Below are 22247 nucleotides of genomic sequence, written 5' to 3'. Positions count from 1 at the left end.
AAATAGTAATGATATTATTTCGTAGGAGAAAGAAGTGTTTTTTGTGCCAGAAGATTTAGTAAGGGCGATATATCAGTATCCTTATGAAGGATGCACAAATGAAGTGGATATCTTTAATTATTTCGCCGATTATAAAGGGGAACGTTACTTATATATTAATAAAGATAAATCATTGAAAATTATCGGGATTGGCATTCAATCGCTGATTAAACGAGATACGATTGATCCGGATGGTGTTGAAAAGGTGTATCAGTCATTCGTGCATAACAGTGAAGTGTTTGGTGATGATAAACTGCACTTGAAATTGTTCGGTGGTTTTTATTTCGATGAGGATGATAGTGTAGATTTCAGTACATTCCATAAGAGCCATTTCATCATTCCGAAAATACAAATTATAATAGAAGAAAGTGCATCATGGATTATCTTTACGGATGCCTCGATCGATAAAGCGCGTGTGATTGATGCGTTAATGCATATAAAAGGTGAAAGTGTGATAAGCAGAGCGCAAACCGTAAAGTGTGAAGATATCAATCTTGATTTATTCCGACATAATGCCGCACATGCAATTGCACAAATGAAATCCGGTGCATTCAATAAAGTTGTGCTTTCACGTAAACGTCGTATTGAGATGGATGCAGAGATTCAAGTAGAAGCTCTAATTGATAGAGCAAGGCTCAATCATGAAGCAAGTTATTTAGTCGTTATGGAATCAGGCAGTAAGACGTTTATATCTAAAACACCTGAACAGCTCGTTATGGTCAATGGTGCATATTTATATACAAATGCGATTGCAGGTACGATGTCGAAATCTGTAGACGATGCGAAAGCAAAACTTTTGGCAGATGAGAAGAACTTAATTGAGCACAAAATCGTCGTCGATAGTATAAAGGACGATTTGATTCCGTACGTATGTGATATTACGATGAAAGATCATCCTCAAATACTGGAAAATCAATTTCTGTATCATTTATATACACCGATAAAAGCAAAATTAAAGACTGGAAGTACGTTACGTGTAACACACGCGATGCATCCAACACCAGCATTAGGCGGCTATCCGAAAGTGCAGGCAACAGAATATATTATGCAGGCAGGAGAGCGTCGTGGGTTATATGGTGCGCCGATCGGTTATGTTGATGCAGACGGTAATGGCGAATTTATCGTTGCAATACGTTCGATGGTAATTGAACGTAACGAAGCGGTATTGTTTGCCGGTTGCGGTATCGTTGAAGATAGTGAAGTTGAAAGTGAAGTATATGAAACGGAAGTAAAGTTTAAACCGATGTTACAAATGTTAGGAGTGACACATAATGAATGATGCACTAACGACGCAAGTGTTCCATCTTGTGAAGCGCCTGCGTGATTATGGAATTGAAGAAGTTGTAATATCACCTGGCTCACGTTCAACGCCACTTGCGATTGCTTGTGAGTTACATGAACGTATTACAACATACATTCATCCGGATGAACGTAGTGCTGCATTTTTTGCGCTTGGCTTAATTAAAGCGACGAATAAACCGGTTGCGATTTTATGTACGTCCGGGACAGCTGCAAGTAATTACGTGCCTGCTGTCACAGAAGCATATATCAGTCACCTGCCACTCGTCGTATTAACGAGTGATAGACCGCATGAATTACGCAACGTAGGGGCACCACAGGCAATTAATCAAGTGAACATGTTCCAGAATTTCGTGATGTATGAACGTGATTTCCCGATTGCAGATGGTAGTGATGGTACGATTACATTTATTGAACACGTAATGCAGCAGGCGCATACACATTTTAATGGGCCGATGCGTGGCCCTGTTCACTTTAATATCCCGTTTCGCGAACCATTAATGCCGGACGTTACGAGAACAGACTTATTAAGTTATACACCAGTTCCAAACGTCATGTATCAAAAATCATTCAATTTAGATATTATGCGTCCGGTATTAAACTTGAACAGAGGGCTAATTATTGCAGGTGATTCTCAGCAGGAAGATTTAACGCAGTTACTCGTCTTCTCAACGATACATAACATTCCGATCATTGCAGATCCATTGAGTCAGTTGCGTGACAGTAAACACCCGAATGTCATTACGACAGGGGATAGCGCATTTAAAGCATTGGAGCACATTCATGCTGGATACGTCATTCGTGTCGGTCATGCAGTTGTGTCTAAACCAATTAATACGTGGTTAGCACAGACCGATATACCACAAGTGCTTGTACAGTCCCGTGCGACGCCGGATACATTCCCGAAAGTACCGGATTTATATATTGAGATGACGGCGAATGATTTCTTCAGACAGTTAGCAGATGAGAAACCAGCTGACAATAAAGAATGGCTCAAATACTGGCAGACGATGAATGATTTAATCATCAACCAGATTCATCAGCATACGCAAACTGTTACAGATGAAGGTCGAGCGATTTATGAAATCTTCAAACAAATTGAAGACGATGCGGTAATATTTTTAGGGAACAGCATGCCGATACGCGACTGTGATACATTCTTTACGCAATTTAGCGGTAAACCGTTCTGCAATCGTGGTGCAAATGGTATAGATGGCGTTGTAAGTACAGCGATGGGAATGGCCGTTCATAAGAAAGTGACGCTTATTATCGGTGATATTTCGTTCTATCATGATTTAAATGGGCTCATCATGAAGAAGTTAGAAAGCCTCGATATTAATATCGTTGTGTTCAATAACAATGGCGGCGGTATATTCAGCTACTTACCACAAAAAGAAAACGACACGTACTTCGAAAGATTATTCGGTACACCGCTGAACTTAAACTTTAAATATGCAGCGCAGTTATATGACTTTAATTATTATAAGTTTAATGTATTTGATGACTTCAAATTACCGGACAGTGGGGCGAATATTATAGAAGTGATAACAGACCGAGATGAAAACTTATTAGCGCATCAGCAGTTAATACGTACGCTAAAGGATAAACTGAATGTTGAATTATAAACATATATCACATGACAACGACGAAGTACTCGTCATGCTGCATGGCTTTCTCGGCAATGTCGATACATTTACACCATATATCTCAAACTTAAGTCAGCAAGTTGACATACTGCTGATTGAATGTCCGGGACATGGAGAGACGCATGATTTAAGCACAACGTGGGACTTTGAATATATAAGTCAGGCATTGATTGATACGATACAGCAGTTTAAGTATAACAACGTCTATTTATATGGCTATTCAATGGGTGGACGTATTGCACTCTATACAGCAATTCACTATCCGTCACACATTCATAAACTAATTTTAGAGTCATCAACACCAGGACTTGAAACTGACAATGACAAAAACGCACGCATCGCACATGATTTAAAACAAGCAGCATCAATGATTATAGACTATGATGCATTCATTAAACGATGGGAAGGTTTGCCGCTTTTTCAGACATTCAGACCATTATGTGAAGCGGCTGCATTAAGACAGCACAATACACGACTTAATCACGAACCATTATATGTAGCAAAAGCATTAATAGACTACGGAACAGGTATGCAGCCAAATTTATGGCCACACTTATCCCAGTTGAAACAGCCAGTACTCCTACTGACCGGGAGTCTCGATAAGAAGTTTTGCGATATCGCAAAGCGCATGCATACAATGATTGCGAACAGTGAACATATAATAATTGAAGTAGGGCATACAATTCATGTGGAGAATTCACAAATTTTTGATACAATAATAGTATCGTTTATCAAGGAGGAAAATCATGACTAGAGTTTGGGAAACAATTAAAGAATATAACGAAATTAAATACGAATATTTCGAAGGAATCGGTAAGATTACAATTAACCGTCCACACGTACGTAACGCATTTACGCCGAACACAGTAATGGAAATGATCGATGCATTTTCACGCGCACGTGACGATCAAAGAATCGGTGTTATCATCTTAACAGGTGAAGGCGATATGGCATTCTGTTCTGGTGGAGACCAGAAAGTACGTGGCCATGGTGGTTACGTAGGTGATGACAATATTCCACGTCTGAACGTTTTAGATCTTCAACGTTTAATCCGTGTAATTCCTAAACCAGTTATTGCGATGGTACGTGGTTATGCAATTGGTGGCGGACACGTATTACACGTTGTATGTGACTTAACGATTGCTGCAGATAATGCACGTTTCGGTCAAACAGGTCCAAAAGTAGGATCATTTGATGCAGGGTACGGTTCAGGTTACTTAGCACGTATTATCGGACATAAGAAAGCACGTGAAATCTGGTACTTATGCCGTCAGTACGATGCACAGGAAGCACTGGATATGGGACTTGTGAATACAGTCGTACCATTAGCTGAAGTTGAAGATGAAACTGTGAAATGGTGTAAAGAAATCCTACAGCACTCTCCAACTGCATTACGTTTCTTAAAAGCAGCGATGAATGCTGATACTGATGGATTAGCTGGGTTACAGCAGTTCGCAGGAGATGCGACGTTACTTTACTACACAAGTGATGAAGCGAAAGAAGGTCGTGACGCATTCAAAGAGAAACGCGAACCGAACTTTGATCAATTCCCGAAATTCCCATAAAGAGCGGTTGGAACGAATGAGTTCTGACTAAAAGTAAAACCCGGATAATGCTAAGAAAATGCTATTTGTTTTCTGCGTTATCCGGGTTTTGCCGCACGGGGCAACATTAGTTCCACCATTTATCGGATTACAAGTTTATATTTTAATCTATATACAAAAGGATGATAGTCATGGAGTGGCTGAAGGAATGTGCGTTAGTAGCACCGGATAAGACAGCGATTATTTATAACGACAAGTCAATTACATATTTAACACTCTATCAACATGCATTAAAAGTTGCATATGCGTTACATCGTTATGATCGTATTGCATTAATGGCTGAGAACACATTAGATGATGTGTATATGATTCATGGGGCGATGCTTGCCGGGACTGAGGTTGTAATGATCAATAAGCATCTGACTGCCGCTGAAGTTATGCGTCAGATGGCGTCAGTAAAGGTCGATGCTTTGTTTACGACTAAAGAAATGAATATAGACGCTATAAATACGCATGATTTTGTAAACGATGCGCTACGTGCACATACATCTTATACACCAGTACAGAATAATAAGGATGATATATTATCCATCATGTTCACATCTGGTACGACAGGAGTACAAAAAGCAGTGCCACAAACTTACGGTAACCACGAGGCAAGTGCTAGAATTTGTAAAGAGACGTTTACGTATACGAGTGAGTCCGTATGGCTTGATACATTGCCGCTCTTTCATATTAGTGGCCTCAGCATATTACTGCGCGCTGTAATGAATCAATGTACTGTCGTGCTGCACGATGGATTTAATGCATCACGCATTATAAATGACTTAAAAACATATAATATAACACATCTATCACTCGTCCCTCAGACACTTGAACGATTATTACGTCACGGCCTTGAGTCATACCATCTACAAGGAATTCTTATAGGTGGTGCGAAACTGGACGAACGTATATTAACACAATCCCTTAAACGTAACATCCCAATTTACACGTCGTTTGGAATGACCGAAACATGCTCTCAAATGCTCACAGCAACGCCAGATGATATTCTTATAGCCCGTAATAGTGTCGGACGCGTTAATCATAACTTTAAACTGTTTGACTGTGTGAACGGTATCGGTGAAATAGGCGTACGTGGTGAGCATGTAATGCACGGTTATTTATATCCAGAAAGCGCAAACGAAGATGCATTTCGCGATGGATTCTTTATGACAGGTGATATCGGTTATATACAGGACGACTACTTATATATATTAGACCGCAGAAAAGATTTGATTATATCAGGTGGAGAGAATATATATCCGAGTGAAATTGAACAAGTCATATTAAACAATACAGAAGCTCATGCAGTAGCTGTTATACCAAAAAGTGATGCACAGTGGGGACAAGTACCGGTTTGTGTATATGAAGCGGATGAAGATCTGGATAAGGCGATTATAAATGTTCTATATGACCGTCTTGCGAAATATAAGCATCCGAAACAATTTGTCAGAACAGATGCACTCATACGCACATCAAACGGTAAAGTATCACGTCATAAAGTGAAGGAATGGTTTGATGAAATGTACAGAACTTAATCTATATACATATGAAGCACCGTTTAAAGTACCGATTAAGACAAATCTCGTACAAATGGATAAACGAAAAGTGCTTGTCGTAGGTGTTGTTATTGACGGTGTGGAATACTTTGCTGAAGTGAACAGCTTTGAGACACCATGGTATCATTACGAGACGATTGCAACGTCGATTGAAAACTGTAAAGTAATCTTTAATAACTTAAAGCATATTGATATACCATCAATTAAAGCATTACAGCATTATTTAAAAACAGATGCCCCGAACGCAAGTAGTGCATTTGATATCATTGCCTATCAATATTTCAATACATTAAAGAATGTCACCGTACCAATCGGTGAGACATTACATCAAGGTGTTCTTTCATTCAGTCAAGACGCAAAGCGCATTAAACTAAAGATGCACCGTAACATTATTGAACAAGTAGAAACGATACGTAAGTCCAGCAATATACCAATCGTAATCGATGCGAACGGACTGTTACAGGAAGATCACTTCGAATTACTGAATACTTTATCACAATACGACATATTATATATCGAACAACCATTTCAGCACATTAAACTGTACGATGCATTACTGAAACGTTACCCAAACATACCACTTGCTATCGATGAAAGTGCAATAGATTATGAAACAATACAAACATTTCGTAATATCGGTGTGTCAACAGCGGTCATTAAATACAGTCGTATCGGCGGTATTACGAAAGTTCAGTCATTACCAAAACAAATGACATACGTGTCAGGCGGTATGTATGAATTTGGCCTCAGTAAATATATGACAGCAATGCTCGGAGAACAGTTTAGAACAGTGCCGGACGTTACTAATCGCGGTACATACTTTGAACAAGACTTTACAACATATCAGGAAACCGTAAACGACGGCTGCTTAACGATGACACCGCCTGTCGTACAGAAAGAAAGGCTGAAATCATTATAAAACGCTCACTACAATAACGTAGCGAGCGTTTTATCATATTATTTCACATCTTTCTTCGGTGGTACCGGATCAAAGCCACCTGGATGAAATGGGTGGCATTTTAGTATGCGTTTCACTGTTAAGTAGCCGCCTTTAATCGCGCCATGTGTTTCAATTGCTTCTAATCCATATTGGGAACACGTTGGGTGAAAGCGACATGCCGGTGGTGTCATCGGCGAGATAAATTTACGATAAAACTTAATTATTGCTAATAATAATTGTTTCATAACATTCCTCTATTCTTCTTTGTACATTTGAACATTCGTGCGATTAAACTTCGAATAATCCGTCGTTTGATTCATAATCATCTGCACCGGTTTATTCTTAATTTTACCTTTAACCTTCAGCTTAAAATTAAGGGACGTTGGTTCAAATTGTGCGTTATAGCTTATATTATAACTGCCGCTTTCAACAGTCAGATCGGTAATATCATTAAACATTTCAATTTGATTCATGCTTGACTGATGAAATCCATATTGATATAACGCGAGTAACGCTTTAGATTTTCCTTTATAAGATATCGATTGTTCCTCTTGCTTTACATCATCAATCGTCGGCTTTACAACATCCTGTATTAAATGAGTCAAATTCACAATTTGTGACTGTACACTTGAGAAGTAATCAACATCTGCATTACGTGCACGGTAATTTAAATACTTCGCTTTCGGATATGTTGTAACGTCACCATTATCTAAATTAAAGATAACAGATTTCACATTGTATTTCGTATGATTTGACTCAGCTTCAATTTTAAGTGCACTTTTATTAATTGTATCATATTCAGAATTTGTAGATTGCGTGAACTTCGTCGTGAATTTATCATACGTCGTAATCGTTTCATTGTCGCTATGGAGCGTTAAACTCTCCGTTTTTTTAACGCGTTTTTGAAGCTTTGATAACAGTTCATCATTTGTCAGTTCCTTTTCTTCTTCATTCGTTGAACAACTTGCTAAAATTAATGCTAAAATAAATATAATTAAAGAAAATTTCTTCATTGTATAACCTCGTATTATTAATAGATTGGAGACAACTATGGAATTTCATGATCATGCAGGTAATAAAGTCGTACTGACTTTAGGTGAACGACCAGACAGCGATAATAAACATGTACTTATCATAACAAATTATAACGGGAAATACTTACTCACACATAATAAATTTCGTGGCGTAGAGTTTCCAGGTGGGAAAGTTGAAAAAAATGAAACATCCATTGAAGCGGCGAAACGTGAACTGTTTGAAGAAACAGGCGGGATTATAGATACTATGCGCTATATCGGGACATATACAGTTTATGCGAATACACCATTTAAAAAAGACGTGTATTACGCACAGATTAAACATATAGAATATCAGGACGATTATATGGAGACGAACGGACCAGTAATTGTCGCATCTCTCGATGAAGTCGCACATAATGATAAGAGCTTTATACTAAAAGATGATTGTATAAACTATATCGTAGACGTATTACAGAAAGATGGGGAATACGATGTTCAATAGAACAAAGATTAACGCACAATTTGACGGAATACCATTTGAGACGTTTGACTATCAATCAGATGAATATATCGTGAAAGCAATGATCTATGAACCGAAACATGTGAAACGTATCATTATATACTTAAGAGGTGGAAAAGGGGCAGTTGGGACAGTAAGACCTACGAGGTTGATGCAATTTGCATATAAAGATACACTCGTTGCAGCACCATATTATAGAGGGACGCATCAGAACGGACAAGATGAGTTTGGTGGTGCCGATAGAGAAGATGTACATGCACTTGTACGAATATTACGCGCTAAATATGATGTACCGATACACTTTATAGGATTTTCACGTGGAGGTATACAAGGACTCGTGACATATCAGGAAGCTCGTGTTACATCCTTTATTACATGGGGAGGCGTGTCGAGTATATATTATATGTACGATGAACGACAGGATTTACGCAGTATGCTAAAACGAATCGTAGGACCGATAAGTAAAAAATCAGAATATGACCGACGAGAAGGTGTCGAGTTAATTACGAAAGATAGTCCGCCTGTTATGGTGATTCATGGAACAGAGGATAAACAGGTGAACGTGCAGCATGCATATATGCTGATTGATAAATTGAAGTTACTTGGAATTAAACATGAAGTTGTATTCATTGATGGTGAACATCATGTTATGCGCCCGGATAATGAGCGATATGTATTGCAGCGCATTGAACTATGGATGGAAGCGGTGGAGAATAGAAATGAGAGCGCTATATAATTTAATAAAAAAAACGTCACTTTCAAAGTGACGTTTTTTAATACTATCCTCTAAACTTAAATCCACCTTTTTCTTCGATTTCAGCTGACTTCTCACCAAACTTCTTAAAGTTCTCCTGGAAGCGTAACGCTAAATCTTTCGCTTTCTCATCATATGCATCATCAGACACCCAAACATTACGAGGTACTAATAATTCTGACGGCACACCTGGAACAGACGTTGGAATGTGTAATCCGAAGATATCATCTGTTACGTATTCAACTTCTTTTAATCCACCGCTAATCGCGCGACGAATCATTGAACGTGTATATTTCAAGTTCATACGGCTACCAACACCGTACTCTCCACCAGTCCAACCAGTGTTCACTAAGTATACATCAGAACCATGCTTATCGATTAAATCACCTAACATGTTCGCATATACAGTTGCATGTAATGGTAAGAACGGTGAACCGAAACATGTAGAGAATACTGGTTGTGGGCTTGTTACACCGCGTTCTGTTCCTGCTAATTTAGATGTAAATCCACTTAAGAAGTGATACATCGCTTGTTCTTTCGTTAATTTAGAAATTGGAGGTAGCACACCGAACGCATCTGCAGTTAAGAAGATGATCGTCTTCGCGTGTCCGGCAATTGATGGTAGAACGATATTATCGATATTATCGATTGGATATGCTGCACGTGTGTTTTCAGTTAATGATTTATCAGTGTAATCAGGCGTACCTTCTTCATCAACTTTAACGTTTTCTAAAATTGCACCGTATCGAATTGCATCGTAAATTTGAGGTTCTTTCTCACGAGATAAGTCGATTGTCTTCGCATAGCATCCACCCTCGATATTGAATACACCGTTGTCGTTCCAACCGTGCTCATCGTCCCCGATTAATTTACGTTGTGGATCTGCTGATAACGTTGTTTTACCTGTTCCTGATAAACCGAAGAATAATGCAACGTCTTTATTCTCGCCAACGTTTGCTGAACAGTGCATACTCATAATACCTTGAGTCGGTAATAAGTAGTTCATAACACCGAAGATACCTTTTTTCATTTCACCAGCGTATTCCGTACCACCGATTAAGATGATTTTATGACGGAAACTTGTAATGATGAACGTTTCAGATTTTGTTCCATCTACTGCTGGATCTGCTTTAAAGTGTGGTGCAGAGATAATTGTAAAGTCTGGCGTAATGTTTAATCCTTCTTCAGTCGTTTCAGGACGAATAAACATCGTACGCGCGAATAAGTTATGCCATGCAAGTTCGTTTACAACACGTAATTGTAGTTGTGATGATTTATCCGCACCAGCGTAACCTTGGAATTCATAAATTTTTTCTTTTTTACTTAAGTAATCTGTTACTTTATCCAGTAAGTTTAAGAATATTTCTTCTTCGATTGGCTGGTTAATCGTACCCCAGTCGATTTTGTCTTCTGTTTCAGATTCACGTACGATGAATTTATCTTTCGGTGAACGTCCAGTATATTTACCCGTTTCGCTGCGCACCGCACCTGATTCTGTTAACACACCTTCACCATTAAATAGAATTTCCGTAATCAATTGTGTTCTTGATAATTGACGTTTTAAATTCTCAGTGTTTAATTTGTTCAGTTGCTCAATTACTTGAGTATTTTCCCCCATGGTCAGCCTCCAAAAAATGTTATTGTTCTGCTTTTGTAAGCAGTTTCATGAAATAGTATAACATATCATTTTGTCTGTTTCATATAAATATATTTAAAAGTTATATTAATTGATAAATATTAAAATATATACGATAATTCAGAAAATTGTTGATATAATTTGTGTTGTTGACAGTTAACTTAAAGTTTAGTATTATCTAACTTGCGGATTCTCTTATCCAGAGTGGTGGAGGGACATGGACCCTTTGAAACCCAGCAACCCTTAACATTTTGTTAAGTAAGGTGCCAAACCGTTTGCAGATTAAATTCTGAGCGATAAGAGTAGAATGGTCGTATATTGCGCCTTCTCTCTTATAGGAGAGAAGGCTATTTTTTATAGTCCCGTAATAATATTAAGGAGTGTAATATAAATGACAGATCGTAAATTATTTACATCAGAATCAGTAACAGAAGGACATCCGGATAAAATCGCTGACCAGATCAGTGATGCTATCTTAGATGAAATTTTAAAGGGAGACCCTAAAGCGCGTGTTGCTTGCGAAACGTCTGTAACGACAGGTATGGCGTTAATCGCAGGTGAGATTACAACTTCAACTTATGTTGATATTCCTAAAGTTGTGCGTGAAACAGTTAAGGAAATCGGTTATACACGTGCAAAGTTTGGTTATGACTTTCAGACGATGGCTGTACTTACTGCTATCGATGAGCAGTCACTAGATATCGCACAAGGTGTAGACAAAGCGTTAGAAGACCGTGATTCATTAACAGATTCAGATATCGAGTCAATCGGAGCAGGAGACCAAGGTTTAATGTTCGGATTTGCTTGTAACGAAACTGAAAGCTTAATGCCATTACCAATTTCGTTATCACATGAACTTGCACGTCGTTTAACAGAAGTGCGTAAAAATGGAACGTTAGATTACCTTCGTCCGGACGGTAAAACACAAGTTACAGTTGAGTATGATGAAGCGGATAAACCGAAACGTATTGATACGATCGTTATTTCCTCTCAACACCATGAGAAGATTGAACTTGAACAAATTCAGGCAGATATTAAAGAACACGTTATTAAACCAGTCGTTCCAGCTGACTTAATTGATGATGAAACGAAATATTTCATCAACCCAACTGGCCGTTTCGTAATCGGTGGTCCTCAAGGGGATGCAGGTCTTACAGGCCGTAAGATTATCGTTGATACGTACGGTGGATATGCACGTCACGGTGGTGGTGCATTCAGTGGTAAAGATGCGACGAAAGTAGACCGTAGTGGTGCATATGCTGCACGTTACGTTGCGAAAAACATTGTAGCTGCTGGTCTTGCAGATAAGTGTGAAGTTCAGTTAGCTTATGCTATCGGGGTAGCACAACCTGTATCTATCTCAGTTGAAACATACGGTACTTCAGAATATACTGAACAGCAATTAGTTGAAGCAGTACGTAAAACATTCGACTTACGTCCAGCTGGTATTATCCAGATGTTAGACTTACGTCGTCCAATCTACAAACAAACAGCTGCTTACGGTCACTTCGGTCGTACAGATGTTGACTTCCCATGGGAAGCGACAGATCGTGTCGATACATTAAAAGCAAACTTATCATAATGAAGAAAGCTGTAAACCTGTTCGGTTTACAGCTTTTATTATTAATATTATTCTTCAGTTGTTTCTTCTTCGCTTGAAGCGTCTTCAGTAGACTCTTCAGTAGACTCCTCAGTTGTGTCTTCTTCAGTAGACTCTTCAGTAGATTCTTCAGTGCTTTCTTCCTTTGCTGCATCTTCAGTTTTAGTATCATCTTTCTTTTCTCCATCATTACCACATGCGCCTAGTAATAATGCTGATGCGAATGATCCTGCTAATAACATTTGTTTGTACTTTGCCATTATAAAAACCTCCAATGTAATTTGTCCGAATGATATGTAAGGACACTGTCAGTATTCCACGTGAATATTAAGACACTGTTAAACTAATATGAAAAAGTGTAAAAATTCTATTAAGATGACATATTCGGATTTATTTTTTATTAATTTGATATAAATCAATGAAGTTATGTTTGTTTTTCTTTATAATATAACTATTAAACGTTAGAAAGGTGAGTTGTATGTCTTTATCAAATTTACAGCCGGTGCATTATATCGCACTCGGGTTAGCAGCAGTTGCGCTATTGTTCCTTCTGCTCTTTATCTTTGCGTTATCTAGTAAGAAGAAGGCCATCCAGGCGAAAGAAGAGGCGCTTAACAAAGAACGTGAAGCATTAAAGCGTCAGCATGAAGAAGAAAGCGAGAAATCAAGATTATCTTATAAGAAAGAACTTGCAGAACAGAAGGATACTTACGAATCTCAAATTAAGACAAAAAGTGCTGAAATTGATTCATTAAAATTATTCACGAAAGATAAAGGTGAATACTTAACGGATTTAACTTTAATTAATCTTAAAGATAAACTTGTCGCTGAAGAACGTATTCGTCCTGAAGATATGCATGTACTCGCAAACATTTATTTACCAGGTAAGCGTGTGAAGAGTACGGATAAGTTAGATCACGTTATTTTAACGCGTACGGGGATTTATGTAATTGATTCAAACTACTGGACAGGTCATTTATATCACGGTATTAGTGAAATGCAGTTTGATGGCGAACCGATTTTTGAAACGGTGTTTAATATTTTAGAGCTTGATCCAAAATCAGAACAGACGATCTGTTTAGATAAAGCAGAAGATGGTTCAGCACAGTTTAAGTCATATAAACATTCTATTGAAGAACTGAAGCTAAAAGCAGAGCGTTTAGAGAAAGTGTTCGAATTACCGTATCCGGTAACACCGATTGCATATTATAATGCTGAAGGTGTCGGTAGTGAACATATTTCTAATTACTCTCGAGATAATAGCGTCAAAGTTTTAGTAGGTGAGAAAGAATTAGAACATTTCTTCGAGAAGTTTGTATTCCACGGTCGATTCCAATACAAAGTGGAAGAACTTGAAGAAGTACGCTCAGCGATTGAACATTTAAATCCTTAATAGTTAATTGAGAAAGTACCAGATTATCGATTAATCTGGTACTTTCTCTTATATATTTATGAAAAATGTGTGCGTAAGTACCAGAATATGAATGAATCTGGTACTTACGCACAAAAATAAAACGGAAGTACGAGATTATATATCTCATACTTCCGTTTTATATTATGCTGATTTACGTCTCACAAGATAAATCCCTGCAGTAAGTAATGATAACGCGATTACGCCTCCACCTGCAGCTTCACCTGTAATTGGTAATGTTTGATGTGCCTTTTTAGTTTTTTCTGCTGAATGTTTTGTCGTATGTGCTGTATCAGCTTTTGCTTTAAAATCTTTAAAGTTTACGACTGAAGTTTGTTTTACCGGGATGTTTTTATGAACATCGTTTGTTTCAGTTGTTACTTCGTTGTCTTCATCAACATTCGTTGAATCAGATTGTGTATCTTCTACTGTAGGCGCTTCTATAGTCGGAATTTCTGTAGTTGGTACTTCCGTTGTAGACGCTTCTGTAGTCGGTTCTTCGTTCGTATCTTCTACAATAGGCGCTTCAGGTATTCCCATCGTCGCTAATATACGACTTAATACGTCAGTATCATACATTGTCATATCAGCAGTTTTGAAGTATTGACGTACGACAGCATCAAGAGAAGGTCCTTCTTCACGTGGTCCACCTAACATCGTGAACCCATCGCCACCAACTGCTAAGAAATCATTTGTTACAACATTGTACGTACGGTTCATATCTAAAGCTTCGAATTCACCAGTTTGTTTATTTAATACTTCAATCGCATATACACGTTCACCGACTGGTTTCGTAATATCATAATGTACACGGATTGATTTAGAAATATGCAGGAATGCACCATTTGCATCTAATGTAAGCTTACCATCAGTTTCAACTGTCGGTGCACTTAATGCATGTTCAAACATTGCTTGTACGTCTGAACCTTTCACTTTAATTTGTGTAATCGTGTTTCCAAATGGTAATACTTTAATAATATCGCCAACGGTTACATCTTTATTCCCATCGATGCTCGCGCGAATACCGCCACCGTTTGTGACAGCGAAGTCACCAGCTGATTCAAACCCATTCTCTGCATATGCTTCCATTGCATCAGCAATTGCATTTCCGAGATTTGTTTCCTGTGTTCTGACATATGCGCGTTCACCTTGAAGTGTTTCTTTATTGAAGAATATTACTTCAGACGTCGCTTCGCCGAATTTAGTTTTAGCGTTATCAACGATTACTTTTACATCTGCATCTTGTGTAACGTTTGTAGTATCTGCTTCTTTAATCATCGTTGCTTTATAATCTTTATTGTTTAAATCGAATGTAATTTTTCCGATATTTGATAATGCAGTACCTGTTTGAGCAAGTAATGAATTGTTTGTAATTACACCATTATCGATTACAGAATGTGAATGTCCATCCAGTACGATAATTGCATTATTCATAAAATCTTTGTTTTGTGACAACATGTTCGTTAAGTAGTCGCCACGCCATTCTTGTTTAGTCGTTGAATCAATCCCTAAGTGGCTGAGAATAATATATGCGTCAACCTGACCTTTAAGACGATTCATTTCGTTTGTGACACTCGTAAGTGGATCCATAAATGTAACACCTAAAATGTTATTAGGATGTGTCTTAGTTGCAGTTTCAGGTGTTGTAACACCGATTACGCCAAATTTTTTACCGTTACGTTCTAAAATTGTTGATGGAGCAAATACAGATTTGCCATCTTTATAAACGTTAGAACTAATAATCGGGAAGTTTAACCAATCTTTGTATGCCATCGCTGTATCAAATCCGAAGTCGAATTCATGGTTACCGACAGTCATTGCGTCGTAACCTACAGTATTCATCGCATCAGCCATGTCTTTACCTTTTGAGAAGTTTGATAGTGGTAACCCCTGGAACGCATCACCTGAATCAAACATAAACGTTGGTTGCTCCTGATCTTTAATCGTTTTAAGCTTCGCCATACCGATTACGCGACCATCTTCAGCATCAAGACGTCCGTGCATATCATTCGTATGAAGAATCTTGATTTCAGTTGCAGGTGCTTCTGTAGTAGGTGCTTCCGACGTTGGTTGTTCTGTCGTTGGAAGTTCCGTCGTTGGCGCCTCTGTTGTCAGCAACGCGTTTGTAACAGCAGCTTTTGCAAATTGCGGAATAAGTAGAAGTGTCATAATAAACACTAAAGAAAATAACTTTTTCACCGGTGTTCCTCCATTAATAAATTTGTGTTACATAATAATGATAAAAGAATTTATATAAATTTCCATCACTTTTTCGAAAAAATTACAAACTTGTAATGAACTTAACAAATGATATGCAAATGCGAATAAAATTGGTCCGGGTATGTACGTTAAAGCCATATAAGTAAAGCACTTTCGTTTGCTTTGTTCATAGAGCTGAACAAGTTCCAGGTTTAATGTTGAGAATGTCGTGAAACTACCGAGAACACCGATTGAAAAGTATAATGATGCTGCTCCTGTTAAATGCGTACATAAACCGAGCAGAAATGAGCCGGTTAAGTTTGCGATAAGTGTACCTTTCGGAAAATCATCATTTCGTTTACTTAACAGCATTCTAAGTAGTGCACCTATAGGAGCTCCGAGCATAACATAAATCATCGTCTTCCCACCTTTACACCGAGCATACATATGAGAAATCCACCGATAATGGTTATATGTAAATATACCGTTAATAATAACCATTGTGATGATTGCAATAGTGTAACGGTTTCTTTGCTGAACGTTGAAAATGTCGTGAAACTTCCGAGAAACCCTGTCGTTATTGCTTTATATACAGTGGGTTTTAATTTTACTTTAAAATATGATGCGCAATATCCCATTAAAAATGAACCGATCAAATTCACTGATATTGTCGCAAATACGTTATGTATTACGAGACTCACATAGAAGCGACTGAGCGCGCCAAGCATACTCATAATGATAAATAACATAATAACCTCCTCATATAATAAAAGGACGAGACAAATGTCCCATCCTAAATAATTCCGAATAAAATTAATATACTCAGTAATTGTAATAATATGACGATAAGTATTACGAATGGCCAAACTTTTGCAAGTTTTCTTAAGCCAGGTGATAATTCACGTTTCAACGCTTTATCAATCATTACGATACTGATGATTAACATAATGCAGTTTGCGATACCAGTAAACAGAATAATCGCTTTAATGGAGCCAAATAACATCGACATTAACGGATTATAACCATTACATATAACACTTAATAATACGAAGAATATGGATAAATAAACATATTTGTTTCCTCTCATTACAGACCTCCATATTTTAATTATTATATTTTATCATATTTATGGAAAAATACGTATTCTAATTTTAATATAAGTTGTCAAACTAGCGTGAACGGAAGAAATTGTTATAATAAAAGTATCAAGAAAGTAGGAGGTCAATAATGACTAAATTAAACGTTCAAGTATTCGCAGATGGTGCAGATATTAATCAGATGAAAACAGCTTATCAGAATAAAACGGTAGATGGATTTACAACAAACCCGTCACTTATGGCGAAAGCGGGCGTTGAAGATTATAAAGCATTCGCAAAGGCAGCAGTCAAAGCGATTCCTGATGCTTCAATTTCATTTGAAGTGTTCGGTGACGATATGGAAACGATGGAGAAGGAAGCTGCAATTATTAAATCGTTCGGTGAGAATGTTTTCGTGAAGATTCCGGTTGTGAACACGAAAGGTGAATCAATGATTCCACTTATTCAGCGTTTATCTGAGCAGCATATTAAATTAAACGTTACAGCTGTGTATACTTTGGAACAAGTAAAAGCAATTGTTGATGCGATTAAACCAGGCGTAGAATCATACGTATCAGTGTTTGCAGGACGTATAGCTGATACAGGCGTTGATCCGATGCCGTTAATGAAATCATCTGTTGAAGTATGTCATCAAAAAGAAGGCGTTAAATTATTATGGGCGAGCTGTCGTGAGCTATACAATGTGATTCAGGCAGATGAAATCGGCTGTGATATTATTACGTGTCCGGCAGATGTCGTTAATAAAATTCCTAATATTGGCCGAGATATTAATGAATTATCAGTAGACACTGTTAAAGGATTCGAAAAAGACATTAAAGCAAGTGGATTAAGCATATTATAAAATAAGTCTGAGACAAATGTCTCGGGCTTTTTTTGTAAAGGAGTGAAGATATGAAATATTTAGTACAGTTAAAACCAGATGTTGATAAAACAATATTTAAAGATGCAAATATTGAAGTCGTGCATCACTATGAATTTATGAAACAATATTTAGTCGAAATGTCAGATGAGCAATACAACACATTCAAGCATGCACCGTATGTTTTATCGATAGAATTGGATACTAACAATAATAAAATTTTATAAAAATAATAAAATTACAAAAAAAGTGATTGATTTCATTCGTCATCCGATTTAATATAAAGAATATACATAATTTTCAGACTATTAAATTGGGTATGGAGGAATTCAATTGAAAAAGTATAAGTTTAGTACAGCTTTATTATCTCTAGGTCTTGTAACTTCTTTAGTAACGCCCGTACAAGGTGCTGAATTTGAGCAGAAGCAACCACGTACGCCTAAGTTGAATAGTGCAACACTTGCTCAAAATGAAGCGATAAATAGCCAACTTAAAGTTTTAAGTCAAAAAGGTATGATCGATAAAGATTTAAAAGGTGCATCTGGTAAAGTAAATGTCATCGTACATTATGACGAACCTTCTGTAGGATTAGAACGTGGCTTGAAACAGACAAATAGTAAAAAGTGGTCTGGACTTTCTGATGCGAAAGTAAAAGAAAAAATTGAGAAACAGCAGCAAAAAGCAAACAGTAAAATGCAGGCAAAAGGTATTAAATATAAAAAGAATCGTTCATATCAGACAGTTATTAATGCAGAAGCGATGACGGTTGATGCGAAAGATATCGATAAGATTGCGCAAGTTGAAGATGTAGCTTTAATTGAAAAAGATGACGTGATTAAGCTTGATCCTTCAGAACTGAAAGCTGTGAAACAGAAAGATGTCGCAAAAGATACTTTAGGTGATGAACTGAACTTCAAACTGATACCGAGCATTACACATTTAAAAGTAGATAAAGTATGGGATCTAGGTAATAAAGGTAAAGGTGTTAAAGTCGGGGTCATCGATACAGGGATTGATTACAATCACCCGGATTTAAAGGATGTATATAAAGGAGGACGTAACTACGTAAACGGTGGAGATTATAATACGCAGCGAAGTGCTGATGATCCGTATGAAACAAAACCAGAAGAACGTCCAGACCGTCTGCCGGAAGTAGATAGTAGTGGTAGCGAATACTATACAACACATGGTACACACGTAGCGGGAACAATTGCAGCACAAGGGAAGAATAACTTTGGTATGTATGGACTTTCACCAAACGTTGACTTATATGCATATCGCGTACTAGGTGCATATGGACGAGGTAGCACATCGTGGATAATCGGTGGGATTGAAGACGCGGTGAAAGATAAGATGGATGTTATCAACTTATCGCTCGGTAACAGCAGTCCTGAAGAAAATCAGGCCAATGCAATGGCAGTAAACAATGCGATGTTACTTGGCGTTACAGCAAACGTTGCTACAGGTAACTCAGGACCTGAGCGTTCTACAATTGGTGGACCTGCTACGAGTCCGCTTGGTATTAGTGTCGGTAACACTACATTGCCGGAAGAACGTATTGACGTCGATGTTAAGTTGGATAGCGAAACGAAAAACTATAAATTAATGGCATATAAATTTGATGAAAAACCTAAAGTGTCTTTAACAGATACATATGAACTTGTTAATGTACCTGGTCTTGGTAAACAAGAGGACTTCTCACAAGTAGATGTTAAAGGTAAAGTCGCACTAGTAGAGCGTGGTGAAATTCCATTTGTAGAGAAAATTATAAACGCGAAGGACGCAGGTGCGAAAGCGGTAATCATCTACAACTCAGAAAGCGGATCTAACAGTCCTGGACCAGTGGATTTATTCGTCGGAACATCATTTGACTATATCCCGACGATTGATATGGACCGTACACAAGGACTTGCACTAAAAGAAAAGCTTCAAAATGATAAAGTTATGATAAATTTCTCAAACTTTAATGTAACAACAACACCAGGAGACGAAGTAAATGATTCATCTTCTCGTGGGCCATCATTACCGAATTTTGATATTAAACCGGACGTAAGTGCACCGGGTACGAATATATTATCAACAATTCCATCATTTGCTGCAGGTGGGGATTACAGTAAAGCTTATGCACAATATACTGGAACATCAATGGCAACACCGCATATTTCTGGCGTGAGTGCATTGCTAAAAGAGTTACACCCGGACTGGACGCCGTTTGATATTAAAAGCGCATTAAGTAATACGGCGAAGCAACTTGATAAAGCGAAATTTGATGTCTTCAGTCAAGGTGCAGGATTAGTACAACCACTTGAAGCAGCGACTGCGACATCATTATTTAAAGTCGAACACGAAACAGTAGTAAACGGTAATAAGCAAACACATACGCGTGGAACGGTTGCATTCGGAAATCAAATGCCGACAAATGAAGTACAAGACATTAAGAAAACAATCGATGTTCAAAAGTTATCTGGAGACGATAACTATACAATTGAAGTAGAAACGACACGCCCATCAAAAAGTGGTGCGACTGTAACGACAGATGTAAAATCAATTCAATCAGGTAAAGTTACTGTGAACTTAAACATTCCGGCAGGTACACCAGTTGAAGGTGATGAAATTCAAGGGTATATTCACTTTAAAGGTAATCGCTCATATGCATTACCATTTGCAGCGAATTTATCTGAAGTGAAAAAGAAAGGATTCGAGAAATTTGCGCTTTCAAGTTACCATATGTCACCTAACGGAGATGGCAATAACGATACATCATCAGTAATGATGAAAGTAAACAATAAACAAAACTTAACATTACTTAAATATTATGACTTACTGAATGAGAAGAACGGTCCAGGCGGTGACGGATATGTCGGAAGTATTGATTTATTTTATAACTTAGACGGTGAGAAAGAAGTTACGCTTGACGGTAATATGTATAACATTGAAGGATCAAAACGAGTTGAGTCGAAATTATCAGACGGTGTATACGCAGTAGATGCGATAACGGCGAGTGATAATGGAAATGCGACTGCATACGACTATCCATTGTTCGTAAAAACAAAACCATCTGAAGTAAAGACAGCGGAACTGAATAATGGTAAGTTAACACTTAAACTTGATGACTTATACATCAATGCGAAAGAAGCATTGGCAAAGTTTGATGTGAACTATGAAGTATCTGAGTTCCTGAAAGTGAACTATGAAGTGAATGACAAAACAGGCAATGCTACAGTAACAAATAATGGTGAGGCAGTAATTGAGTTATCAGATAAAGGTGAATACCATGTTACTGTGAATGTGGAAGATACTGCAGGCAATAAAGCAAGCTATAAATATACAGTGAATACAAATACGAACGAAGTTACTGAAGGCCATAAAGAAATTAAAGATAATACCGGAACGCCAGTTGAAGAAAGTACAACATTAACAGATGAGGCGGCAAATCAATTCGTTAACGGTAAACAGAAAGTTCTAACGGTTGAAGGTGATAGCGCAGTTAAACTTACGAAAGCGCAACTTGTGAAATTCTCACAAATGAAACAGAATAAAACTGTTGTATTAAGCACAGATACACATACAGTTGCGTTAAATGCAGCAAATATGCGTGAGTTAAGTAAGCAGGGCGATGTGACAATAGCACTTAAAAAAGTGGACAGCACATATCAGAATGCAGTACAAGTCGTTGTGAAATCAAGTTCATCTGATGTGAAAGGACTTGTACAACCATATGTATTGTATATTAAAGGCAAGAGTGGCATGAATGTGTATGCCGTTGATGCGCATCAGCAGTTAAGAAGCAAATATGATAAAAAACTTGGTCAGTACGGTGTTCATGTAACACAATTTGACACGTATGGACTGAAATAATTATGAACCTCCCGAATTTTATATCGGGAGGTTTTTATTTTTTGATATGAGGGAATGATATGACTGTGTGAAATTGGCACTGCGCCAAAATCGCGCGCGTACATATTTTTGAAATTGGCCAGAATCCATTATTATACCCATAAAACATGTTTCATTCCCGACAAGCTTACTCACATTAACACGTTAAATTATCAAAAAATTGTTTCTAATAATCAGAAAATTATGGTA

At 37.6% G+C, this 22247-nt stretch carries 21 protein-coding genes and 1 riboswitch; of the genes, 13 read left to right on the top strand and 8 right to left on the bottom strand.

Features of this window, described 5'->3' with window-relative positions; genetic code table 11:
- The first annotated feature begins 43 nt into the window (after window positions 1-43).
- From LAU42_RS08490 to LAU42_RS08465, 6 genes are all read left to right on the top strand, one after another.
- Complete coding sequence (locus LAU42_RS08490) at window positions 44-1318, top strand: isochorismate synthase (RefSeq protein WP_224183178.1); 1275 nt, start codon at window positions 44-46, stop codon at window positions 1316-1318.
- The gene (gene menD, locus LAU42_RS08485) at window positions 1311-2963 is read left to right on the top strand and encodes a 2-succinyl-5-enolpyruvyl-6-hydroxy-3-cyclohexene-1-carboxylic-acid synthase (protein WP_224183177.1); all 1653 of its coding nucleotides are present in this window, start codon (window positions 1311-1313) and stop codon (window positions 2961-2963) included. Before LAU42_RS08490 ends, menD begins: the two co-directional genes overlap by 8 nt.
- Window positions 2950-3738: a 2-succinyl-6-hydroxy-2,4-cyclohexadiene-1-carboxylate synthase gene (gene menH / locus LAU42_RS08480; RefSeq protein ID WP_224183176.1), complete on the top strand. Its 789-nt coding sequence runs from the start codon at window positions 2950-2952 to the stop codon at window positions 3736-3738. Before menD ends, menH begins: the two co-directional genes overlap by 14 nt.
- On the top strand, window positions 3728-4549 hold the full coding sequence (gene menB, locus LAU42_RS08475; RefSeq protein WP_181451708.1) for a 1,4-dihydroxy-2-naphthoyl-CoA synthase: 822 nt from the start codon (window positions 3728-3730) through the stop codon (window positions 4547-4549). The genes menH and menB overlap by 11 nt, the downstream gene beginning before the upstream one ends.
- Window positions 4550-4719: 170 nt before the next feature.
- Window positions 4720-6108: an o-succinylbenzoate--CoA ligase gene (gene menE, locus LAU42_RS08470; RefSeq protein ID WP_224183175.1), complete on the top strand. Its 1389-nt coding sequence runs from the start codon at window positions 4720-4722 to the stop codon at window positions 6106-6108.
- A complete protein-coding gene (locus LAU42_RS08465) occupies window positions 6089-7048 on the top strand; it encodes an enolase C-terminal domain-like protein (RefSeq protein ID WP_224184785.1) in 960 nt (319 codons plus the stop codon). Before menE ends, LAU42_RS08465 begins: the two co-directional genes overlap by 20 nt.
- A 38-nt stretch (window positions 7049-7086) precedes the next feature.
- On the opposite strand, the gene yidD is transcribed toward LAU42_RS08465, so the two are convergent.
- Complete coding sequence (gene yidD, locus LAU42_RS08460; RefSeq protein ID WP_224183174.1) at window positions 7087-7314, bottom strand: membrane protein insertion efficiency factor YidD; 228 nt, start codon at window positions 7312-7314, stop codon at window positions 7087-7089.
- A gap of 9 nt (window positions 7315-7323) precedes the next feature.
- Window positions 7324-8082 carry a hypothetical protein gene (locus LAU42_RS08455; protein ID WP_224183173.1) on the bottom strand — a complete coding sequence of 253 codons (759 nt, stop codon included), beginning with the start codon at window positions 8080-8082 and terminating at the stop codon, window positions 7324-7326.
- 37 nt (window positions 8083-8119) lie between these two features.
- On the opposite strand from LAU42_RS08455, the gene ytkD reads away from it, so the two are divergent.
- Window positions 8120-8587 (top strand): RNA deprotection pyrophosphohydrolase, encoded by a 468-nt coding sequence (ytkD, locus tag LAU42_RS08450; RefSeq protein WP_224183172.1) that lies wholly within the window; start codon window positions 8120-8122, stop codon window positions 8585-8587.
- On the top strand, window positions 8577-9341 hold the full coding sequence (locus LAU42_RS08445) for an alpha/beta hydrolase family protein (protein WP_224183171.1): 765 nt from the start codon (window positions 8577-8579) through the stop codon (window positions 9339-9341). Before ytkD ends, LAU42_RS08445 begins: the two co-directional genes overlap by 11 nt.
- 43 nt (window positions 9342-9384) lie before the next feature.
- Here the strand turns inward: LAU42_RS08445 and pckA are convergent, their stop codons facing one another.
- Window positions 9385-10977, bottom strand: a complete 1593-nt coding sequence (pckA, locus tag LAU42_RS08440) for a phosphoenolpyruvate carboxykinase (ATP) (protein ID WP_224183170.1) — start codon at window positions 10975-10977, stop codon at window positions 9385-9387.
- 210 nt (window positions 10978-11187) lie between these two features.
- Window positions 11188-11298, top strand: a riboswitch (SAM riboswitch).
- Window positions 11299-11386: 88 nt separating this feature from the next.
- Here pckA and metK point away from each other — a divergent pair.
- Complete coding sequence (gene metK / locus LAU42_RS08435; protein WP_224183169.1) at window positions 11387-12577, top strand: methionine adenosyltransferase; 1191 nt, start codon at window positions 11387-11389, stop codon at window positions 12575-12577.
- Window positions 12578-12624: 47 nt separating this feature from the next.
- On the opposite strand, the gene LAU42_RS08430 is transcribed toward metK, so the two are convergent.
- Window positions 12625-12855: a hypothetical protein gene (locus LAU42_RS08430; RefSeq protein WP_224183168.1), complete on the bottom strand. Its 231-nt coding sequence runs from the start codon at window positions 12853-12855 to the stop codon at window positions 12625-12627.
- A gap of 218 nt (window positions 12856-13073) precedes the next feature.
- On the opposite strand from LAU42_RS08430, the gene LAU42_RS08425 reads away from it, so the two are divergent.
- A complete protein-coding gene (locus tag LAU42_RS08425) occupies window positions 13074-13988 on the top strand; it encodes a nuclease-related domain-containing protein (protein WP_224183167.1) in 915 nt (304 codons plus the stop codon).
- 162 nt (window positions 13989-14150) lie between these two features.
- Here the strand turns inward: LAU42_RS08425 and LAU42_RS08420 are convergent, their stop codons facing one another.
- From LAU42_RS08420 to LAU42_RS08405, 4 genes are read right to left on the bottom strand one after another with little or no spacing between them, the layout of a single operon-like run.
- Window positions 14151-16205: a 5'-nucleotidase C-terminal domain-containing protein gene (locus tag LAU42_RS08420; RefSeq protein WP_277602365.1), complete on the bottom strand. Its 2055-nt coding sequence runs from the start codon at window positions 16203-16205 to the stop codon at window positions 14151-14153.
- 27 nt (window positions 16206-16232) lie between these two features.
- Entirely contained in the window at window positions 16233-16622 is a 390-nt protein-coding gene (locus LAU42_RS08415) for a fluoride efflux transporter FluC (protein ID WP_224183166.1), read from the bottom strand.
- Window positions 16619-16954: a fluoride efflux transporter FluC gene (locus LAU42_RS08410; protein ID WP_224183165.1), complete on the bottom strand. Its 336-nt coding sequence runs from the start codon at window positions 16952-16954 to the stop codon at window positions 16619-16621. Before LAU42_RS08410 ends, LAU42_RS08415 begins: the two co-directional genes overlap by 4 nt.
- A 44-nt stretch (window positions 16955-16998) precedes the next feature.
- A complete protein-coding gene (locus LAU42_RS08405) occupies window positions 16999-17292 on the bottom strand; it encodes a hypothetical protein (protein ID WP_224183164.1) in 294 nt (97 codons plus the stop codon).
- Window positions 17293-17432: 140 nt separating this feature from the next.
- Between LAU42_RS08405 and LAU42_RS08400 the strand changes: the two genes are divergently transcribed.
- The 3 genes from LAU42_RS08400 (at window position 17433) to LAU42_RS08385 (ending at window position 22019) form a co-directional block, all read left to right on the top strand.
- Window positions 17433-18143 carry a transaldolase gene (locus LAU42_RS08400; protein ID WP_224183163.1) on the top strand — a complete coding sequence of 237 codons (711 nt, stop codon included), beginning with the start codon at window positions 17433-17435 and terminating at the stop codon, window positions 18141-18143.
- A gap of 50 nt (window positions 18144-18193) precedes the next feature.
- The gene (locus LAU42_RS08395) at window positions 18194-18388 is read left to right on the top strand and encodes a hypothetical protein (RefSeq protein ID WP_224183162.1); all 195 of its coding nucleotides are present in this window, start codon (window positions 18194-18196) and stop codon (window positions 18386-18388) included.
- Between the two features lie 106 nt (window positions 18389-18494).
- Window positions 18495-22019, top strand: coding sequence for a S8 family serine peptidase (locus LAU42_RS08385; RefSeq protein ID WP_277602364.1), 3525 nt, complete (start codon window positions 18495-18497; stop codon window positions 22017-22019).
- Window positions 22020-22247: the final 228 nt, after the last annotated feature.

The organism is Macrococcus armenti (assembly GCF_020097135.1).
Lineage (GTDB): Bacteria > Bacillota > Bacilli > Staphylococcales > Staphylococcaceae > Macrococcoides > Macrococcoides armenti.
This window is presented reverse-complemented; position numbering and strand designations above follow the sequence as displayed.

Coding starts and splice junctions, on each gene's coding strand:
- menD (WP_224183177.1), top strand. CDS start 1,311: ATGAATGATGCACTAACGACGCAAGTGTTCCATCTTGTGAAGCGCCTG.
- menH (WP_224183176.1), top strand. CDS start 2,950: ATGTTGAATTATAAACATATATCACATGACAACGACGAAGTACTCGTC.
- menE (WP_224183175.1), top strand. CDS start 4,720: ATGGAGTGGCTGAAGGAATGTGCGTTAGTAGCACCGGATAAGACAGCG.
- LAU42_RS08465 (WP_224184785.1), top strand. CDS start 6,089: ATGAAATGTACAGAACTTAATCTATATACATATGAAGCACCGTTTAAA.
- yidD (WP_224183174.1), bottom strand. CDS start 7,314: ATGAAACAATTATTATTAGCAATAATTAAGTTTTATCGTAAATTTATC.
- LAU42_RS08455 (WP_224183173.1), bottom strand. CDS start 8,082: ATGAAGAAATTTTCTTTAATTATATTTATTTTAGCATTAATTTTAGCA.
- ytkD (WP_224183172.1), top strand. CDS start 8,120: ATGGAATTTCATGATCATGCAGGTAATAAAGTCGTACTGACTTTAGGT.
- LAU42_RS08445 (WP_224183171.1), top strand. CDS start 8,577: ATGTTCAATAGAACAAAGATTAACGCACAATTTGACGGAATACCATTT.
- pckA (WP_224183170.1), bottom strand. CDS start 10,977: ATGGGGGAAAATACTCAAGTAATTGAGCAACTGAACAAATTAAACACT.
- metK (WP_224183169.1), top strand. CDS start 11,387: ATGACAGATCGTAAATTATTTACATCAGAATCAGTAACAGAAGGACAT.
- LAU42_RS08430 (WP_224183168.1), bottom strand. CDS start 12,855: ATGGCAAAGTACAAACAAATGTTATTAGCAGGATCATTCGCATCAGCA.
- LAU42_RS08425 (WP_224183167.1), top strand. CDS start 13,074: ATGTCTTTATCAAATTTACAGCCGGTGCATTATATCGCACTCGGGTTA.
- LAU42_RS08415 (WP_224183166.1), bottom strand. CDS start 16,622: ATGATTTATGTTATGCTCGGAGCTCCTATAGGTGCACTACTTAGAATG.
- LAU42_RS08410 (WP_224183165.1), bottom strand. CDS start 16,954: ATGTTATTTATCATTATGAGTATGCTTGGCGCGCTCAGTCGCTTCTAT.
- LAU42_RS08405 (WP_224183164.1), bottom strand. CDS start 17,292: ATGAGAGGAAACAAATATGTTTATTTATCCATATTCTTCGTATTATTA.
- LAU42_RS08400 (WP_224183163.1), top strand. CDS start 17,433: ATGACTAAATTAAACGTTCAAGTATTCGCAGATGGTGCAGATATTAAT.
- LAU42_RS08395 (WP_224183162.1), top strand. CDS start 18,194: ATGAAATATTTAGTACAGTTAAAACCAGATGTTGATAAAACAATATTT.